Source organism: Pantoea sp. YU22 (assembly GCF_003970755.1).
Taxonomy (GTDB): Bacteria; Pseudomonadota; Gammaproteobacteria; order Enterobacterales; family Enterobacteriaceae; genus Pantoea; species Pantoea piersonii.
Genome location: NZ_RYDU01000006.1, coordinates 37,862 through 56,235 on the forward strand (window position 1 = coordinate 37,862; position 18,374 = coordinate 56,235).

The window sequence follows — 18,374 nt, forward strand, 5'->3', positions numbered from 1 at the left end:
CACCAGATAATAACGCAAATGATATTGATAATAATTTACTCTTACAATATGGTTGTTGACGTTTCGGACAGGAGCGCCGTTTCAGTTCAATGCATTACCGATTGGTTTCGCTCAGAGAAGCGGCAAAAAAGCCCCGCCGACTCATCATTACGCACTGAGTTTTAGAGCTTCTTCAGAAACGGATACTTCAAGAGACAATGATGATGATAAAAAACAAACAGCTGGCGGCGGCAAGCGCCTCGCCCTACACCAGTAAGCGTGGTTTTACCCTGCTGGCCACGCTGCTGGCTTCCTCTTTCCCTCTGTACGCAGCCGATAAGCAGGATGAAACGCTGGTAGTGACGGCGACTTCGTCTGAGGTTCCCTCCGCGCCGCTTAAGGGCATCGTCGCCAAAAGCAGCGACGCTGGCACCAAAATGGCGGCCCCGCTGGTCAAAACGCCGCAGAACATTTCGGTTGTGACGCGTGACCAGATGGATGCGCAGGGCGCCAAAACGGTTGCCGATGCGCTGAACTATTCCAGCGGCGTGTTCACCAATTACCGTGGCTCCTCCAACCGCAACGATGAGGTGATAGTGCGAGGCTTTCGCTACGCCCCAAAATTTCTTGATGGATTAAGCTACGGGCTGGCTGGTCAGGGCAGCACAACCGGGAACATCGACCCGTGGCTGCTTGAGCGCGTGGAGCTGGTGCACGGCCCAGCCTCTGTGCTCTACGGCCAGGTTAATCCGGGCGGGATCATCAATATGACCAGCAAACGCCCAACCGCTGAGCCAATTCACAAAATTCAGGTGCGCGGCGGTAATAAGCATCTCGGCGAAGCGGCGTTTGATTTCGGCGGCGCGCTGAACGATGAACGCACCCTGCTCTACCGCCTGAACGGGATCGCCAGCACCCAGCACCAGTTCGTTAAGGACTATAAACAACAGCGGCTGGCGATTGCTCCCGCCCTGACCTGGCTGCCAAACAGCGATACCAGTTTTACCCTGCTGGCCAGCTACCAGAACGATCCTAAAGCGGGCTACCGTAACTTCCTGCCTTCCCTCGGCACCGTCACCGCGTCCGCTAACGGTCAGTATATTCCCTATGATATGAACGTTAGCGATCCCTCATGGAATCAGTCGAAGCGCGAACAAACGTCGGTGGGTTATCTGTTTGAGCACAGCTTCAATGAAAACGTTACGCTGGTGCAGAACCTGCGCTATTCGAATATAAACAGTAAATACAAATATCTGGTCTACACCTGGAACAACCCGGAAATCTCCGACACCAATATCGGCCGCCGCGCCCAGCGTGAAAAAACCAGTACCGATGAGCTCGCCTTCGACAATCACCTGAACGCCAGATTTGATACCGGCGCCCTCTCCCATAACCTTGTCGCCGGGCTCGATTACAAGTGGAATAAAAGCACCAGTGAACTGTGGCGCGCAGGGGGAGATAAATATAACTTCGACTGGGCTAACCCGGTTTATGGTATCTCTGTCGATGAAAGCGAGCTTTCCAAAACCACCGACAGCGTGAAAAAGCTCGACCAGATAGGTCTCTACCTGCAAGACCAGCTGGAGTGGAAAAACTGGAATCTGCTGTTGTCCGGACGTCACGACTGGAGCGAAGTCCGCACCCTGGATCGCACCGACAGTAGCCTGTCTCAACAAAACGACAATAAATTCACCGGCCGCGCGGCGTTGCTCTATGCCTTTGACTTTGGCCTGTCGCCTTACGTCAGCTACAGCACCTCGTTTGAGCCTAACCTCGATTCAGGCGCGCCGGGTTCCGCGGCGTTTAAGCCGACAACCGGCGAACAAAAGGAAGTGGGCCTGAAGTTCCAGCCGAGAGGCAGCGACACGGTGTTGAGCCTGGCGCTGTTCGACATCGATCAGAAGAACATTACTTCGTACAACAGCGTGACCGGCTATAACGAGCAGATTGGGAAGACGCGCTCAAAGGGTGTGGAAACGGAACTGCACTCGCAGCTGACGCCAGAAATCGCCGTCATAGCCAGCTACACCTTTACCGACGCGGTAATCAAAGAGAGCAATACCACCGCTCAGATCGGTAAAGCGCCCGCCGCGATCCCGCGCCATATGGCCTCGCTCTGGGGCAGCTACACCTTCCAGCAAGGGCCTCTGAAAAGTTTCACCCTGGGCAGCGGCGTGCGCTACACCGGCACCAGCTACGGCGACAATACCGAAGCGTTCAAGGTGCCTGCCTATACCCTGTATGACGTGATGGCCCGCTACGATCTGGGCGAAGCCAGCTCCGCTCTGAAAGGCACTACCGTTCAGTTCAACGTCAACAACCTGACCAACAAGCACTACGTCTCTTCCTGCAGCGGCACGACAGCGTGCTTCTACGGCTCCGGCCGGACGCTGTTCGCGACGCTCAGCTACAGCTGGTAATGCTTTGCGCCCGGACTTCTCAGCCCGGGCGCACCTACTCCGCCTGGCCTCTATTCATTTGTGCTCAGCTAAAAAAGTGGTGAACCGCAAAGTTAATCAGCCCCCCGCCCAGGATTAACCAGATAAACAGCATCAGGCCCAAAAGCAGCGGGCGCAGCCCTGCTTTTTTCAGCTGACTGATGTGGGTCGTCAAACCCAGCGCCGCCATCGCCATCGCCAGCAGCACATTGTCGGCTTGATTAATGACGGCAATTGTCGGGGCTGAAATCAGATGAGCAGAGTTAAACAGCGCGACCAGAATAAATCCGAGCGCGAACCACGGGAAAATAAGCGGCTGTTTTGCGCCGTTTTGCGCAGACGAACCGCGACGCACCATCAGACCGATAATCACCAGGAACGGCGCCAGCATTAATACGCGCAGCATCTTGGTAATCACCGCTGCATTTTCGGTTTCACCGCTAATGGCATGGCCTGCCGCCACTACCTGCGCGACCTCATGCATAGTTGAACCGGTGTAAATACCAAATTCCGTCAGGCTGACGCCCGGCAGAAGCGGCGCAACCTGATGCCAGATAAACGGATACAAAAAAATGGCGGCGGTACCAAAAATAACCACCGTCGCAACGGCGACGGCAACTTTTGAGGCGGCGGCTTTAATGACCGGCTCAGTAGCCAGTACGGCAGCCGCGCCACAGATGCTGCTTCCGGCGCCGATAAGCCATGCGGTTTCGCGATCCAGCTTTAAGATCCGGCGGCCCAGGCAGCAGGCGAGCATAAAGGTGCTTGTCAGGGTCAGCAGGTCAATGATGACGCCGCTGATACCCACATCAAGCACCTGCTGAAAGGTGAGGCGAAAACCGTACAGAATGATCCCAAGGCGCAACAGCTTCTGTTTGGCAAACTGCACGCCTTCATCGCAGTGCGAATGCAGAGCGGGATAAAGCGTATTACCGAGGATAATCCCGCCGATGATCGCCAGCGTCAGCGCACCCAGCCCCAGCTGAGCCACAGACGGCAGGTTGCCAAGCCAGGCCGTAATCAGGGCGATAGCCGCGGTAAGCAGCAGACCGGGGGCAACATGCCTTAACCCGTTTTGGCATTTATGTAGCGTTAAAGTAGTCATATCTTCTCCTCTGTCCACTGATCATGGAGAAAAACGGCTACTAAGAAAAATTCATTATATTGTTAGAACAAATCTGAATAAGTGGTAAAGCGCGTCAAAAAGGGTGATATGGACTTCAGACCAGGTTAAAAATTATCTGAACGACCACTATTCTGAAACGCGCGTCTCCGGCCACGCAGTGCCGCAAAGCGCTTTCACAAAATCCAGGGAGAACAGAATGCGTTCCGTTGTCATTAGCGCGATCGTTGCCGTTGCAGGCGGCATTGCTGGGGCAGCTCTGACCCAAAGCGATATGCTGCGGCCTGCAAAGCCGACGCTGTCGAGGTCAGTTGATCCGGATCTGGGCTGGACGGCGCCCGCGGTGAGCGGCTATGGCAAAATCCACTACGAAGCGAACGCCGCGTTTCAACCGAACGCCGCGCTCAGCAACAAGGTGGTTTTCAAGGTAAGCCGCGGTGCGGAAAAGCGAGACCAGGTTAACCCGGCGCTGGAGCAGGTTGCGCAAGTGGTGAATACCTACGTAGCGGCGGGCGTACCGGTGCAGCAGTTGAAATTTGTGGTGGCGGTAAACGGCGAGGCAACCCCGGCGATGCTGGATAACGCTCACTTTAAGGCGCGTTTTGGTATGGATAACCCCAACCTCCCGCTTATCTCTGAACTGAAAAAACAGGGCGTTCAGGTCACCGTATGCGACCAGGCGCTGGCCTGGCACCGCTATGACCCGCACTGGATTGCCGAGCCTGTGATCCACACTCTTTCGGCGCTCACAACGGTGACCACGCTGCAAAACCAGGGCTACGCACTGCTGAGCATGTAATGACTTCCAGGCGATCACGCGCTACAAACGGATCGCCTGCGCATTCGGCTGGCTGGCACGCGTGGAGGCGCTTTAGCCTCTGCAGTCAAATGCACCTCCCTGGCTAATAACGCCTGTAAAACGCCTTATTACACTCTTTTCGTTAAGTGACCTTATTCCCGCTACCTAATAGCAGGTGAAATAACGTGCGGCTTATGTGGTTATGTTTTCTATAAGCAATTATCCCACTCCGAAATAAATGTACCCCCCTGTTGACGATGAATTAATCGAATAACGTAAGTAAAACCGCGGGTCATCATTAACCGCAGTAATAGTGGAAAATTTAATGCCGGGTTACGCGGATAGAGAGCAGAAAGCCATTATCAGAATCAATGAACTGTGTTATCTAAACAGGGTTAAATTTAGAAAAAGGTAACATCTATGTTGTCGCACAACCTGGCCCACAGAGTTAAACACCTGCAATCATCTGCAATACGCGAGCTGCTGAAGCACAGCAAAATGGAAGGCGTTATATCCCTTGGCGGCGGTATCCCCAATCCGGATCTGTTCGATACCGAGGGGCTACAGATAGCGATGGACCGCCTGATGACAACAGAGCGGCGCGACGCGTTTCAGTATGGACTCAGTGAAGGCGATCCGAAATTAAGAGAGGCGATCGCTCAGATTATGTCTGAACGCGGCATCGACTCGACGCCCGATGATATCGTTGTGACGTCTGGCTCTCAGCAGTCGCTGGATTTACTGGCGAGAGCGTTAATCAACCCAGGCGATACAATCGTTGTTGAGCGCCCAACCTATCTGGCCGCGCTCCAGGTCTTCCAGCTGGCCGAAGCCCGTCTGGCCTCTGTCGGCACCGATGGCGAAGGGATGATCGTTGACGAACTCGAAGAGCTGGTGAAACGGCAAAAGATTAAAGCCGTCTATATTGTGCCGACTTTTGGCAATCCGAGCGGGGTGACCCTCTCCGCCTCCCGCCGTCAGAAGCTGGTTGCGTTAGCGCAAGAGCACGATTTTATTATCTTCGAAGACGATCCCTACAGCGAAATTAACTTCACCAACGAAACGTTCAGGCCACTCAAATCTTTTGCGCAAGAGATGAAGGCAAGCGATCGCGTCATATATACCTCGACCTTCTCAAAAATCCTGGCGCCAGGCGCACGCGTTGGCTGGATTTCATTGCCCGACTGGCTGAAACAGCAGGTGGTCATCCTTAAACAGGCGACAGACTTACATACCAGTTCCCTGTCACAGTCTCTTACGCGTCACTATTTAGAAACCGGCAGATTAACGTCGCAGATAGATTTAATCCGTACGGAATATAAAAAGAAATGCGATGCGCTTTGCGCGGCGCTTCAGTCTGAGATGGGCGAGCGTATTCGCTTCCATCGTCCGCTTGGCGGAATGTTTTTGTGGGCCACGTTTAATTATGAATTTAATACCACTGAATGGTTAAAATCGACCCTGCAAAACGGTGTGGTATATGTGCCTGGGGAATTCTTCTACTGTGATAATCCTGACAAATCAACGTTACGGTTATCTTATGTCACCGTTTCTGAAGATAACCTGCTAAAAGCAGCCCAGCGACTTAACGCTTCGCTGCCGTAATCTAATCGCTAGCGGAAACCCTTATTTTTTAATAAGGGTTTCACCCTCCTCGCCCGCGCTTTTCTGTATCCGCACAGCTCTGTTAGATACACTGGGCGCACAGGCACCTTGCTTCGGTTAACCATGGCATCTGATACCCCGATTGAATTAAAGCATCTGCACACGTTGCTGGCCCTTAAGCGTACCGGCAGTCTGACGCGTGCCGCGATGGCGTTGCACGTTACGCAGTCTGCACTGTCACAGCAGATAAAATTTCTGGAAGATCACTACGGCATTACGCTGTTTTTAAGAAAAACATCGCCGGTTATCTTCACGCCTGCCGGTAAACGCCTGTTGCAGCTGGCGGAACATGTCGTCCCTGCCTTGCAGGCGGCCGATCGCGATCTTTATCAGTTTGCAGACGGCCAGCGCGGTGTGCTGCGCGTTACGCTAGAGTGCCACACCTGCTACGAATGGCTAATGCCGGTGATGGATGCGTTTCGAAAAAAATGGCATGACGTTGAAGTAGAAATAGTCTCAGGGTTTCAGTCCGATCCTGTGGGGCTACTGCTGCAAGATCGGGCCGATGTCGCCATCGTGGACGAGGTTGAAGAGACTGAAAATCTGGTTCACCACCATCTGTTTGAATACGAGATGCTGGGCGTTCTGCCGGTAAACCACCCTCTGGCCGCCCGGCCCTGGCTGGAAGCGGAAGACTTTGCTGATAAAACCTTGATTACCTATGCGGTGCCGGAGGAGCGTATTGATGTCATCAGAAAGCTGCTTAAGCCAGCCGGCATGGCTGTTCGCCGTAAAACAACGGAGCTGACAATGGCCATCGTTCAGCAGGTTGCCAGCGAGCGCGGGATCGCAACCCTGCCCGTCTGGGCCGTGGCGAACTATGCACAAAAAGGCTATGTGACGATCTTACCTATCACCGAGCGCGGGCTCTTTTCCGACATATGGCTGGCGGCGCTGCCTGAAAAGTCCGGTATCGACTATGTGAATGATTTTGTTGCCATAGTAAGAGAGCATCACGCTGGAATGCGTTCGCATTAATCCGCTTCGCCTCTGGCTCGGTTTCAGGAAAGCCCTTTCCTCAGGCCAGGGATACTGTCAATTACGGGATAACCAGGATATAAATGAAACGCTGTTTTACTTTTATTTGATCCGTTCCAGATGACAGTTGCAAGGAGAGAGGATGTCAAAGAAAGCTGCACTCTTACTGGCGCCTGGCTTTGAAGAAGCCGAGGCCTTTATTACCCTCGATATACTTAGCCGCCTGGGGATTGAGGTGAAGACCATTGCCTGCCATCCCGATCGTCAGGTGGTCAGCTATCACGGCGTGGTCACGCTTGCCGATCTGCTGCTTGAAGAAAAGCAGCACCCGCTGTTCGATGCGGTGATTATTCCCGGCGGCCCGGAAGGTACCACCAGCCTTGCCGCGAATCCGGCAGTCAGCGCGTTTATCCAGCGCCACGACGAGGCGGGCAAGCTCATTGCGCCCATCTGTTCTGCAGCAGCGCGCGTGCTGGCGGGTAATGGGCTGTTGAAGGGACGTCGTTATACCTGCTCCGGCGAGCTCTGGATGCACTACGAGGATGGCGAGTATGTGATGGCGGACGTGGTTGAGGATGGCAACCTGCTCAGCGGCAGAGGGCTGGGCGTCGCCTTCGATTTTGCTTTTACCCTGGCCGTTCGCCTGACCGGCAAAGCGGGCGCTGCGGATTTCCAGGCGGAGCATATCTACTATGACCGCTGGCGCAGCGCGCGAATGATTTGCGGGTAAAAGCGGCATCCCTGCTCGCTTCTCCTGCGCGCCTTTGCGCGACAGTTTACCCTGTGGCCTGTAGCGCCAGCCAGGGCGTTACAGGCTGGGGAAGGTTACACTGTTGCCCGGCGCTTCACGATGCAGATGGATAAAGTTCAGGTGACGCTCGTACTGATCGAGAATATTGATAATCACCTGCTCTTTGCTGTAGTCCATCAGGTCGTTGCCCTGGCTCCCTTCCAGCAGGAAGGTTTCCAGCCGGTAATAGGTCGATTTACCGCTGCGCGCGCGATAGGTAAAGCCCGGTACCGAATACTGCTGCGGCCACACCTGATAAACAAAATCCTGCTCTTCGCCCAGGTTTACGCGCAAATCGATATAGCCCAGCGCGTTATCTTCTGTCTCCATGCGATTGAGCGTGACGCGGCCGCCGCGCAGTTCCAGCTCTTTCGCGACCTCCTGCATCGCAGGGAAGATCACGCTGTCCATCATCTGCTGGGTATAGCGCGAGCCAGGGTAGTTCATCAGACGCGACAGGCGCTTTTTCCAGCTCAGGCGATCGCTGCTGGCCGCCAGATAGGGCGCCGTATCGCGGCTGGCGCTGGCGCGGCGATAATCTTCCACCTTCAGCGATTTATAAAGACCGGCCATAACAAAGAAGATCACGAAGCTGAACGGCAGACCCATAATCACCGTGGTGTTTTGCAACGCGGAGATGCCGTTGGTCATCAGCATGCTCAGCGTCAGCACGCCGATGGCGACAGACCAGAAGATACGCAGCCAGTTCGGCGCATCGCTGTTGATATCTTTCAGCTTAGAGGTGAAGTTGCCGAGCACCAGCGAGCCGGAATCCGCCGACGTGACGTAAAACAGCATCCCGGTGATGGTCGCCACCGAAGCGCTCAGCTTAAAGGCGGGATACTGCTCCAGCAGCAGATAGAAGCCGCGCTCCGCATGCGCCATCACTTCCTGCGCAAATCCGGCGTTGCCGTGAATGATCTCATAGAGCGCGGCATTGCCGAATACCGACAGCCACAGCAGCGTGAAGGTAAAGGGAATAATCAGCGTGCCCAGCACGAACTCGCGAATGGTGCGCCCGCGTGAAATGCGCGCCAGAAACAGGCCGACGAACGGCGACCAGGCGACCCACCATGCCCAGAAGAAGAGCGTCCAGCTGTTCATCCACTGCGTGGGGCGATCGAAAGCGAACGTATTGAGCGTCATGCCCATAAAGCGATTGATATAGTCGCCGACGTTGAGCACCAGCGCGTTAAGCAGAAAATCGGTTTTGCCGAAAAAGAGCACGAACAGGATCAGGCCGAGCGCCAGCGCCACGTTCAGTTCGGAGAGAATGCGAATGCCCTTGTCGACGCCGGACGTGACCGAAATAGTAGCGATAACGACCGACAGCACGATCAGCGCGGTCTGCGCGCCCAGCCCCTCTGGAATATTGAACAACACGTTCAGGCCGTAATTGAGCTGTACGACGCCGATGCCGAGCGTGGTGGCGATGCCGAATATCGTACCGACCACCGCGGCGATATCGACGGTATGTCCGATGGGGCCGTTAATACGTTTGCCGAAGATAGGATAGAGCGCCGAGCGGATGGTAAGCGGCAGGTTGTAGCGATAGCTGAAGTAGCCCAGCGCGATGCCCATTAGCGCATACATCGACCAGCCGGTCAGCCCGTAGTGGAAAAGCGTCCAGACCATCGCCTGACGCGCGGCTTCAAAAGTCTGGCCTGCCCCTTCCGGGGGCTGCATATACTGCGTTACCGGTTCCGCCACCGAGAAAAACATCAGGTCGATACCGATGCCCGCGGCAAACAGCATGGCGGACCAGCTCAGCAGGCTGAACTCCGGCTTTGACTGCTCCGGGCCGAGCTTAATCGCGCCAAAACGCGAACAGGCCATAAACAACACGAATACGATGTAAAGCGTAGCGGCCAGCATGTAATACCAGCCGAACGTAGACGATACCCAGTTCACTGCCGTCTGGATCCATGCGCCGGCCTGTTCGCTGTAGAGAATCGTCACCAGTGAAAATGTCAGAATCAGCCCGGCCGAAATATAGAACACTACGGGATTGATTCTGTCCTTTTCACTTGCAGGTGGATTAATCATCAGTTACCTCTGGTTTATAATAAATTCAACAGGTTATATTGTCCTCCGCGTGTTAACGCGTCTCCTTTATTTTTCTCCTCCTGACAGTTAAGCGTAGCGGTAAAGCGTGAAGCGATACGTTGCGCTTTGCAACAATCAAGGAACAGTATCCTAACAACATTCTTTTTTATATTGAACGTTCAATCAATAAAAGTTCTAATAGTGCACTTGTGTTAGGGCGGAGCGCTTGTCATGCCAAAGGTGGGAATGCAGCCGATACGACGTCGGCAGCTGATTGATGCAACCCTGGAGACGATTAATGAAGTCGGGATCAACGACGCCACTATCGCGCAGATTGCGCGGCGCGCAGGCGTATCGACCGGCATCATCAGTCACTACTTCAAAGACAAAAACGGCCTGCTGGAAGCCGCTATGCGCGATGTGACGCGCCAGCTGCGTGACGCGGTAGCGAGCAGGCTGAAGCCGCTGGCAGGTGCCAGCACCGAAGCCCGTCTCTGCGCCATCGTTGAGGGCAACTTTGACGAAAGCCAGCTGCATAAGGCGGCAATGAAGGCCTGGCTCGATTTCTGGTCGAGCAGCATGCATCAACCCCAGCTTAACCGGCTGGAGCGCGTCAGCAGCAGCCGTCTCTTCTCATCGCTGGCTGCGGAGTTTCGTCGCGAGCTGCCGCGCGAGGCGGCGCGGACCGCCGCTTACGGGCTGGCGGCCCTGATCGACGGCCTCTGGTTGCGCGCGGCGCTGGGCGGCAAGCCGTTCGATTTACAGCTTGCGCGTTCGCTCACTACTCAGTTCATTCGCCAGCAGTTAGCTGGCAACACTCATTCCTGATAAGGAGAAACCATGTCCCGATTCGCAGAGCAGCACCTCTATATTGATGGCGCTTATGTCCCCGCAGCGGCTGGCGACACCTTTGACACGATCAACCCCGCTAATGGCGAAGTGCTGGCGAAGGTTCATGAAGCGGGCCGCGCTGACGTCGACCGCGCCGTCGCAGCGGCGCGTAAAGGCCAGAAAGTCTGGGCGGCGATGACCGCCATGCAGCGCTCGCGCATCCTTCGCCGCGCGGTGGATATTCTGCGCGCGCGCAACGACGAGCTGGCTGCGCTGGAAACCCTGGATACCGGCAAGCCGCTGAGCGAAACCGCCAGCGTGGATATCGTCACCGGCGCAGACGTGCTGGAGTATTACGCGGGTCTGATCCCGTCGCTGGAGGGGCAGCAGATCCCGCTGCGCGACACCTCTTTCGTTTATACGCGCCGCGAGCCGCTCGGTGTGGTCGCGGGCATCGGCGCGTGGAACTACCCGATTCAGATTGCGCTGTGGAAATCCGCGCCGGCGCTGGCAGCGGGCAACGCGATGATCTTTAAGCCGAGCGAAGTGACGCCGCTTACCGCTCTGAAACTGGCGGAGATCTACAGCGAAGCTGGCGTGCCGGACGGCGTTTTCAACGTACTGCCGGGCAGCGGCGCGGTCACCGGCCAGCTGCTGACCGGGCACCCCGGCATCGATAAAGTCTCTTTTACCGGCGGCGTCGCCAGCGGTAAAAAAGTGATGGCCAACGCAGCAGGATCGACCCTGAAAGAGGTCACCATGGAGCTGGGCGGGAAGTCGCCGCTGATTATTTTCGACGATGCCGATCTCGATCTGGCCGCCGATATCGCCATGATGGCCAATTTTTACAGCTCCGGCCAGGTCTGCACCAACGGCACGCGCGTCTTTGTACCGACCAGCCTTCAGGCGGCGTTTGAAGAGAAAATCCTGGCGCGCGTCGTGCGCATCCGCGCTGGCGACCTGAACGATCCAGAGACAAATTTTGGTCCGCTGGTGAGCTTCAGCCATCGCGATAACGTTATGCGCTACATCGAGAGCGGCGTTGCGGAAGGCGCGCGCCTGCTGTGCGGCGGCAAGCGCATGCAGGGCGCGGACTTCGACAACGGCGCCTGGGTCGAACCCACCGTCTTTACCGACTGTCGCGATGAGATGACCATCGTGCGCGAAGAGATCTTCGGGCCGGTGATGTCGATTCTGACTTACCAGAACGAAGAGGAAGTGGTGCGCCGCGCCAACGCGACGGAGTATGGCCTGGCGGCCGGTCTGGTCACTCAGGATCTCAACCGCGCGCACCGCGTTATTCACCAGATTGAAGCGGGTATCTGCTGGATCAATACCTGGGGCGAATCAGCCGCAGAGATGCCGGTTGGCGGCTATAAGCACTCCGGCGTCGGCCGGGAAAACGGGCTGATGACCCTGCAGAACTACACCCAGGTGAAGTCTGTGCAGGTCGAGCTGAGCCGTTTTCAGTCTGTATTTTGATTAATGATTAAACCTGAGGAGCGACGAATGGAATTTGATTACATCATTATCGGAGCCGGATCCGCAGGAAACGTTTTGGCTACCCGACTGACCGAGGAGAGCGACGTCACGGTTCTGCTGCTGGAAGCGGGCGGCCCTGATTACCGTATGGATTTTCGCACGCAGATGCCTGCGGCGCTCGCTTACCCCTTACAGGGAAAACGTTACAACTGGGCTTACGAGACCGAGCCGGAACCCTATATGAACAACCGCCGCATGGAGTGCGGCCGCGGCAAAGGGCTGGGCGGCTCATCGCTGATCAACGGCATGTGCTATATCCGCGCCAATGCGATGGATCTCGACGGCTGGGCGGAGGCGCCGGGCCTGGAGTCCTGGCGTTATCTCAACTGCCTGCCCTACTACCGCAAAGCGGAAACGCGCGATATCGGGCCGAATGACTACCATGGCGGCGATGGACCCGTCTGCGTGGCGACGCCGAAGGCTGGCAACAATCCGCTGTTCGCCGCTATGGTTGAAGCGGGCGTCCAGGCGGGCTATCCGCGCACCGAAGATCTTAACGGTTACCAGCAAGAGGGCTTCGGCCCGATGGATCGCACCGTTACGCCGCAGGGACGCCGCTCCAGCACCGCGCGCGGCTATCTCGACCAGGCGAAAAACCGGCCGAACCTGAAAATCGTTACCCATGCCATCACCGATCGCATTCTGTTCGACGGCAAGCGCGCCGTCGGCGTGCAGTATCTGCTGGGCGCGAGCAACACGTCGCATCAGGCGCATGCGCGGCGTGAGGTGCTGCTCTGCGCTGGCGCCATCGCATCCCCGCAAATCCTGCAGCGCTCCGGCGTTGGCGCCGCCGACCTGCTGGCATCCTTTGACATTCCCGTGGTACACGACCTGCCCGGCGTGGGCGAAAATCTTCAGGATCATCTGGAGATGTATCTGCAGTACGAGTGTAAAGAGCCGGTTTCGCTCTACCCCGCGCTGAAGTGGTGGAACCAGCCGAAGATCGGCGCAGAGTGGATGTTTAACGGCACCGGCATCGGCGCCAGCAACCACTTTGAGGCGGGCGGCTTTATCCGCAGCCGCGAAGAGTTCGCCTGGCCGAATATTCAGTATCACTTCCTGCCGGTCGCCATTAACTACAACGGTTCGAACGCGGTCAACGCCCACGGTTTCCAGTGTCACGTCGGCTCAATGCGCTCGCCGAGCCGCGGCCATGTGCGTATCAAATCGCGCGATCCGCGTCGTCATCCGGCCATTCTGTTCAACTACATGTCCAGCGAGCAGGACTGGCACGAATTCCGCGATGCGATCCGTATTACGCGCGAGATTATCAATCAGCCTGCGCTGGATAAATTCCGCGGCCGCGAGATCAGCCCCGGCGTGGCGTGCGAAACCGACGAGCAGCTGGATGAGTTTGTGCGTAACCATGCGGAAACCGCCTACCATCCGTGCGGCACCTGCAAAATGGGCAGCGACGAAATGGCGGTAGTGGATGCGGAAGGACGCGTGCATGGTATGGAAGGACTGCGCGTTGTCGATGCGTCGATTATGCCGCTGATCATTACCGGCAACCTGAATGCGACGACCATTATGATCGGCGAGAAAATCGCGGATAATATTCGCGGTCGCCAGCCGCTTCCCGCCTCGACGGCTAGTTACTTTGTCGCTGGCGAGATGCCGGTGCGCGGGAAACCGCTGCGTCAGTAGTCCGTGTTAGCCCGCTACGGCGGGCTTTTGCATTTACATCATCTGCGGCTCGCGGATCGCATTACCTCTGGCGAAGCGCGCCAGCCGATAGGGCGTAATATCCGTAAAGAGCTGATGGTTAGTCATTAGCTGCGCGCACAGCAGGCCCGCGCCAGGGCCGATGCCAAAACCGTGTCCGCTAAAGCCTGACGCGATAAACAGGCCGGGCACGCGCTGCATTTCGTCGATAACCGGCACCAGATCCGGCGTGGTATCTATCCAGCCGCCCCAGGCGTGATCGATTTTTATACCTTCCAGCGCAGGAAAAGCCTTAACCAGCGTGCGCAGCGCTTCGTCCAGAATGTGCCGATCGGGTTTGGGATCGAGTACGCGAATTTTCTCGAACGGCGAAACCGCGTTGTTCGACCAGGAGCCTGCTGCCTCCGGCCCGTTAAAAAAGGAGCCGTTCAGGCGAAGTTTGAGCTTTTTGGCGATCTTGCTGCGGTACATGGGATAGAACTTTGTCGCGTAGCGGATATTTTGCGGTGCGAGATCGAGCTGGCCGCGACCGGGAATGGCCACGGTATAGCTGCCGTCCAGCCAACGACGGATACAGAGCTCCGGCATGCTCAGACAGCCCTGAATCACCTCCGGCGCCGCCGTGGTTTTAAACGCGGTGCCGAGGATATTGGCGCTGGGCAGTTCTATGCCGTACTGCTTGCAGAAGCGAGAGCTCCACGCGCCGCCGCAGCAGATCACCTGGCTGGCGCGCACGCGGCCGCGCTCGGTCCAGACCCCGGAAACACGTCCGGCGCTGATATCCAGCCCGCGCACTGCGCAGCGCTGATGAACAGAGGCGCCTAGCTTTTGCGCGCCGACGGCGATAGCGGGCGCGGCCAGCGAAGGCTCGGCGCGCCCGTCGGTCGGCGACCAGATGCCGCCTGCCCAGCGCGCCTGATCGCCCAGCCGTTCACGCACCTCTTCAGGCGAAAGCAGCTGGCTGACGAAACCGATCTGCTTTGCCTGCTTGCCCCACTTTTCCCAGCGCGCGACGTCCGCTTCGTTCTGCGTGCCGTAAAGAATGCCGCTGCGGCGAAAGCCGAGATCCAGCCCGATTTCGCCGCCCAGCTCCTCCCAGCGTTGCAGACTGCGCATCGCCAGCGGCAGTTCGTAAAGATCGCGGTTCTGCTGCCTTACCCAGCCCCAGTTGCGTCCGGACTGCTCACCGCCGATCGCGCCCTTTTCAAACAGCGCCACGGAAACGCCCTGCTTCGCCAGTTCGTAAGCGACGGAGGTGCCGATAATGCCGCCGCCGATAACGATAACGTCAACCTGCTCAGGAAAGGTCGGGCTGTCCGTAACGGCATTGATTTTTATGCGCATAGAAGAACCTTTATATTCAGGGCGTTCAGAGATGCTGCTCAGGCGGGATATGCATAATCCACAACACTCTGGCGTCGCTGTCCGTATGGTTGAAAATGTTATGCGGCAGGTGGCTTTTGAACTGAAAGCTGTCGCCGGTCATCAGGCGCGCAGTGTCGCCACTGATTTCCAGCGTCAGTTCCCCTTCCAGTACGATGCCCGCCTTCTCGCCTTGCCCAATCAGTATCTCGTCGGAGCGAACGCCCGCAGGGAGATGAATCACCATAAACTGCATATCGTGATCGCCCGACGGCGACAGCATCTCTTTGGCGATGCCGCGTTTGCCGACGTTAAAGTGCGGCCGTTCCGCGCGGCGGCGGACGTAATGCTCCGCGCCGCGCAGTGATACGTCGCTCTCTTCCAGAAAGGCCGTCAGCGGCACTTTCAGCACCTGTCGAAGCTGTTCCAGCACCCGAACGGTGGGATTGGTCAGGTTGCGTTCAATCTGGCTGATCGCCCCAGCGGAAACGTTCGCCAGCAATGCCAGTTCGGTAATGGTCAGATTGCGCGCCTTGCGCAGGGTTTTCAGCCGCGACCCGATATCCGTTTCGGCGGCGCCAGGTTCCGCCTGATGTTGCGTTGCATTCTTCATCTGATGATCTTCCGTTGCCGTCACGCCTGGCGGTCGCCCTGCGCTTAATTAAGGCATGCCCCACTTCTCTTTGATGGCCTGAAGCGAGCCGTCCTGCTTCATCGCGGTTAAGGCGCTGTCAATTTCCGCCAGCAGCTTATCGTTTCCTTTTTTCACACCGAACGCCATGGGAGAGACATGCTCAGGCTTATAACCCTCCACAACATGCATCCCTTTTAGTCCGCCCGCTTTCACCTGTGCTTTCAGAATGGGATAGTCGTTCATGCCCGCCGCAATGCGGCCCAGCGAGAGATCGCGCGTCATATCCGCGGGACTATCATAGACCTTCACCTCTTTGGCGATACCGCTCTGCATCAGGCTTTGCGTATAGTCCGTGCCCGCCATGCTGCCTACGATTTCGCCTTTCAGATCCTGCACCGACGCATATTTTTTGGTGTTGTCGTCACGCACCACTAGCCCTGCGCCGAAGGCGGTAACCGGCTGCGAAAAGCCGATGCGTTTCGCCCGCTCAGGCGTCGGCGTCATACCGGCTACGATCATATCGATCTTTCCCGCGATGACTGACTGAATCAGCGTGGGGAACGGCACGGCGGTAAAGTTCATCTCCAGATGCTGGCGCCTGGCCACTTCCGCCGCAACGTCAGGCATAAAACCTTCAATTTTGCCGTTCTGCGTATTCAGGAAAGTGGTCGGCGCGCTGGAGGGAGGCGAACCCGCCGTCAGCGTGGCCGCCTGAGCGCTCACGCTGACGGCGGCAGCCATACTCATCGCCATAAAGAGATTTAGCAGGCGCTTTTTAGGGGCAACAGACATAACTCACTCCTGTATCGATATGAAAAGGGCGAACGTCTTTTTCACTATAATGAAATTAATGTTGCCGCTGTCAACGTTTTATTTTGTGAAAACGCCATATCTCACATATTGCGGATAAAGCCGTTGCTTTCCCCCTTTCGCCCATCTATAGCTGTTTCTTATAGGGGTAATAAGTAATAGCTATCTCCTTTGCCTGAGTATTTATTGACAGCGCTTTGCCAACAGCGATATTCATTATAATGAAATAGCGTTGCCCCGACACGCATTGTGCGGAACGATCAGGAGCTTAAGATGGACTGGAGCAGCCTCCACACCTACCTGCCCTTTTTGTTGAAAGGGGCCGAAATGACGATCGCCATCACAATATTGTCGCTGGTGATCAGTACGCCGCTGGGGCTGATATTTGCGGCGGCAAAGATGTGCCCATGGAAAATTATTTCCTGGCCGGTTGCGACGATAATTAATATTACGCGCGGCCTGCCGATGATTGTGGTGCTGTTTTATATCTACTTTGTCTTTCCTGACATTGGAATAACCCTGACCTCGTTTCAGGCCAGCGTCACTGGCATCGCCTTTTGTTTTTCGACCTATATCGCTGAGATATTTCGCGCCGGCATTGCGTCTGTCGATCGCGGCCAGTTTGAAGCCGCGCGCTCAATGGGCATGAGTTTTACTAAAGCAATGCGTCGCGTGATTTTACCGCAGGCGTTTCACGTTGCGCTGCCACCCTACAGCAACACGCTGGTAATGATGCTGAAAGACTCCGCGCTCGCTTCCACTATCGCCGTCACGGAAATGACCCGCCAGGGACAGCTGATCGCCGCCTCAACCTTTGACAACACTACCGTTTATACGCTGGTGGCGGTGCTCTATCTGCTGCTATGTATGCCGCTGATGGCCCTGACCAAACGGCTGGAAAAACGTCAAATGAAAGGAGCCTGAGATGATTGAAATCGACGAGGTGCATAAAAAATTCGGCCGCGTTGAAGTGCTGAAAGGCGTGAGTTTTACCGTTAACGCTGGCGAGGTGGTTTGCCTGATAGGCCCCTCCGGCTCCGGCAAGTCGACCATTCTGCGCTGCATCAACGGGCTGGAAAGCTATGAAGGCGGCGAGATCCGCGTGCTGGGACAGCGCGTCGATAGTCGCCATAAAAGCATTAACGATCTGCGACGCCAGATCGGTATGGTATTTCAGCGCTTTAACCTTTTCCCGCACCGCAGCGTGCTGGAGAACGTGATGGAAGGCCCGATTCATGTAAACGGCGAGTCGCGCTCGGAAGCGGAAAAGCGCGCCAAATCCCTGCTGGCGCTGGTGGGGCTGGCGGACAAAATCAATGCCTGGCCTGCTCAACTCTCTGGTGGGCAGCAGCAGCGTGTGGCGATTGCGCGCACGCTGGCGCTGCAGCCAAAAGCGATTCTTTTTGATGAGCCTACTTCAGCGCTCGATCCCGAACTGGTCGGCGAGGTGCTGCAGGTCATGCGCACCCTGGCGCAGGAAGGTATGACAATGATTGTCGTCACGCACGAAATGCAGTTCGCGCGTGAGGTTGCCGATCGCGTCTGTTTTCTGCATAGCGGGCAGATTGTCGAACAAGGACCCGCGCAGCACATTTTGCTGCAGCCTCAGGAAGCGCGCACACAGGAGTTCTTACGTCGCGTGCTGGGCGACAGCGAGAGCCACTTTTGTCGCCACTGTCGCGAGGCGGTTTAGCGCCGCCGGACTCTGCGAT

Annotated in this window: 15 protein-coding genes; 10 read left to right on the forward strand and 5 right to left on the reverse strand. The window is 56.5% G+C overall.

Annotation, left to right across the window (positions count from 1 at the left end; genetic code table 11):
- The first annotated feature begins 197 nt into the window (after positions 1 to 197).
- Positions 198 to 2,399, forward strand: coding sequence for a TonB-dependent siderophore receptor (locus EKL29_RS10830; RefSeq protein ID WP_269950385.1), 2,202 nt, complete (start codon positions 198 to 200; stop codon positions 2,397 to 2,399).
- 64 nt (positions 2,400 to 2,463) lie between these two features.
- Here EKL29_RS10830 and EKL29_RS10835 read toward each other — a convergent pair whose 3' ends face one another.
- Positions 2,464 to 3,522, reverse strand: a complete 1,059-nt coding sequence (locus EKL29_RS10835; protein ID WP_126689661.1) for a YeiH family protein — start codon at positions 3,520 to 3,522, stop codon at positions 2,464 to 2,466.
- Positions 3,523 to 3,739: 217 nt separating this feature from the next.
- Here EKL29_RS10835 and EKL29_RS10840 point away from each other — a divergent pair, with 217 nt between their 5' ends.
- The 4 genes from EKL29_RS10840 to EKL29_RS10855 all read left to right on the forward strand — a co-directional run bounded on the left by EKL29_RS10840 (position 3,740) and on the right by EKL29_RS10855 (position 7,712).
- A complete protein-coding gene (locus EKL29_RS10840) occupies positions 3,740 to 4,339 on the forward strand; it encodes a DsrE family protein (RefSeq protein WP_120456286.1) in 600 nt (199 codons plus the stop codon).
- 420 nt (positions 4,340 to 4,759) lie between these two features.
- The gene (locus tag EKL29_RS10845) at positions 4,760 to 5,944 is read left to right on the forward strand and encodes a PLP-dependent aminotransferase family protein (protein ID WP_120456288.1); all 1,185 of its coding nucleotides are present in this window, start codon (positions 4,760 to 4,762) and stop codon (positions 5,942 to 5,944) included.
- A gap of 123 nt (positions 5,945 to 6,067) precedes the next feature.
- The gene (locus tag EKL29_RS10850; RefSeq protein ID WP_126689662.1) at positions 6,068 to 6,982 is read left to right on the forward strand and encodes a LysR family transcriptional regulator; all 915 of its coding nucleotides are present in this window, start codon (positions 6,068 to 6,070) and stop codon (positions 6,980 to 6,982) included.
- Between the two features lie 142 nt (positions 6,983 to 7,124).
- Entirely contained in the window at positions 7,125 to 7,712 is a 588-nt protein-coding gene (locus EKL29_RS10855; protein WP_126689663.1) for a DJ-1/PfpI family protein, read from the forward strand.
- Positions 7,713 to 7,790: 78 nt separating this feature from the next.
- Here the strand turns inward: EKL29_RS10855 and EKL29_RS10860 are convergent, their stop codons facing one another.
- Entirely contained in the window at positions 7,791 to 9,818 is a 2,028-nt protein-coding gene (locus tag EKL29_RS10860) for a choline transporter (protein ID WP_126689664.1), read from the reverse strand.
- A gap of 231 nt (positions 9,819 to 10,049) precedes the next feature.
- Here EKL29_RS10860 and betI point away from each other — a divergent pair, with 231 nt between their 5' ends.
- The 3 genes from betI to betA are packed head-to-tail and all read left to right on the forward strand — an operon-like array spanning position 10,050 to position 13,838.
- On the forward strand, positions 10,050 to 10,646 hold the full coding sequence (gene betI / locus EKL29_RS10865) for a transcriptional regulator BetI (RefSeq protein WP_120456295.1): 597 nt from the start codon (positions 10,050 to 10,052) through the stop codon (positions 10,644 to 10,646).
- A gap of 12 nt (positions 10,647 to 10,658) precedes the next feature.
- Positions 10,659 to 12,131: a betaine-aldehyde dehydrogenase gene (gene betB / locus EKL29_RS10870; RefSeq protein ID WP_126689665.1), complete on the forward strand. Its 1,473-nt coding sequence runs from the start codon at positions 10,659 to 10,661 to the stop codon at positions 12,129 to 12,131.
- 27 nt (positions 12,132 to 12,158) lie between these two features.
- On the forward strand, positions 12,159 to 13,838 hold the full coding sequence (gene betA, locus EKL29_RS10875) for a choline dehydrogenase (RefSeq protein ID WP_126689666.1): 1,680 nt from the start codon (positions 12,159 to 12,161) through the stop codon (positions 13,836 to 13,838).
- Between the two features lie 33 nt (positions 13,839 to 13,871).
- On the opposite strand, the gene EKL29_RS10880 is transcribed toward betA, so the two are convergent.
- The 3 genes from EKL29_RS10880 to EKL29_RS10890 are packed head-to-tail and all read right to left on the reverse strand — an operon-like array spanning position 13,872 to position 16,644.
- A complete protein-coding gene (locus EKL29_RS10880; RefSeq protein ID WP_126689667.1) occupies positions 13,872 to 15,200 on the reverse strand; it encodes an FAD-binding oxidoreductase in 1,329 nt (442 codons plus the stop codon).
- Between the two features lie 25 nt (positions 15,201 to 15,225).
- Positions 15,226 to 15,831 (reverse strand): helix-turn-helix domain-containing protein, encoded by a 606-nt coding sequence (locus EKL29_RS10885; RefSeq protein ID WP_120456304.1) that lies wholly within the window; start codon positions 15,829 to 15,831, stop codon positions 15,226 to 15,228.
- A gap of 48 nt (positions 15,832 to 15,879) precedes the next feature.
- A complete protein-coding gene (locus EKL29_RS10890; protein WP_271153186.1) occupies positions 15,880 to 16,644 on the reverse strand; it encodes an ABC transporter substrate-binding protein in 765 nt (254 codons plus the stop codon).
- Between the two features lie 291 nt (positions 16,645 to 16,935).
- Here EKL29_RS10890 and EKL29_RS10895 point away from each other — a divergent pair, with 291 nt between their 5' ends.
- Entirely contained in the window at positions 16,936 to 17,586 is a 651-nt protein-coding gene (locus EKL29_RS10895) for an amino acid ABC transporter permease (RefSeq protein ID WP_120456306.1), read from the forward strand.
- A gap of 1 nt (position 17,587) precedes the next feature.
- Positions 17,588 to 18,355 (forward strand): amino acid ABC transporter ATP-binding protein, encoded by a 768-nt coding sequence (locus EKL29_RS10900; RefSeq protein WP_126689668.1) that lies wholly within the window; start codon positions 17,588 to 17,590, stop codon positions 18,353 to 18,355.
- The last annotated feature ends 19 nt before the right edge of the window (positions 18,356 to 18,374 follow it).

Excerpts from the sequence above, each read along its gene's own strand:
- EKL29_RS10830 (WP_269950385.1), top strand. The coding sequence starts at position 198 with ATGATGATGATAAAAAACAAACAGCTGGCGGCGGCAAGCGCCTCGCCC.
- EKL29_RS10835 (WP_126689661.1), bottom strand. The coding sequence starts at position 3,522 with ATGACTACTTTAACGCTACATAAATGCCAAAACGGGTTAAGGCATGTT.
- EKL29_RS10840 (WP_120456286.1), top strand. The coding sequence starts at position 3,740 with ATGCGTTCCGTTGTCATTAGCGCGATCGTTGCCGTTGCAGGCGGCATT.
- EKL29_RS10845 (WP_120456288.1), top strand. The coding sequence starts at position 4,760 with ATGTTGTCGCACAACCTGGCCCACAGAGTTAAACACCTGCAATCATCT.
- EKL29_RS10850 (WP_126689662.1), top strand. The coding sequence starts at position 6,068 with ATGGCATCTGATACCCCGATTGAATTAAAGCATCTGCACACGTTGCTG.
- EKL29_RS10855 (WP_126689663.1), top strand. The coding sequence starts at position 7,125 with ATGTCAAAGAAAGCTGCACTCTTACTGGCGCCTGGCTTTGAAGAAGCC.
- EKL29_RS10860 (WP_126689664.1), bottom strand. The coding sequence starts at position 9,818 with ATGATTAATCCACCTGCAAGTGAAAAGGACAGAATCAATCCCGTAGTG.
- betI (WP_120456295.1), top strand. The coding sequence starts at position 10,050 with ATGCCAAAGGTGGGAATGCAGCCGATACGACGTCGGCAGCTGATTGAT.
- betB (WP_126689665.1), top strand. The coding sequence starts at position 10,659 with ATGTCCCGATTCGCAGAGCAGCACCTCTATATTGATGGCGCTTATGTC.
- betA (WP_126689666.1), top strand. The coding sequence starts at position 12,159 with ATGGAATTTGATTACATCATTATCGGAGCCGGATCCGCAGGAAACGTT.
- EKL29_RS10880 (WP_126689667.1), bottom strand. The coding sequence starts at position 15,200 with ATGCGCATAAAAATCAATGCCGTTACGGACAGCCCGACCTTTCCTGAG.
- EKL29_RS10885 (WP_120456304.1), bottom strand. The coding sequence starts at position 15,831 with ATGAAGAATGCAACGCAACATCAGGCGGAACCTGGCGCCGCCGAAACG.
- EKL29_RS10890 (WP_271153186.1), bottom strand. The coding sequence starts at position 16,644 with ATGTCTGTTGCCCCTAAAAAGCGCCTGCTAAATCTCTTTATGGCGATG.
- EKL29_RS10895 (WP_120456306.1), top strand. The coding sequence starts at position 16,936 with ATGGACTGGAGCAGCCTCCACACCTACCTGCCCTTTTTGTTGAAAGGG.
- EKL29_RS10900 (WP_126689668.1), top strand. The coding sequence starts at position 17,588 with ATGATTGAAATCGACGAGGTGCATAAAAAATTCGGCCGCGTTGAAGTG.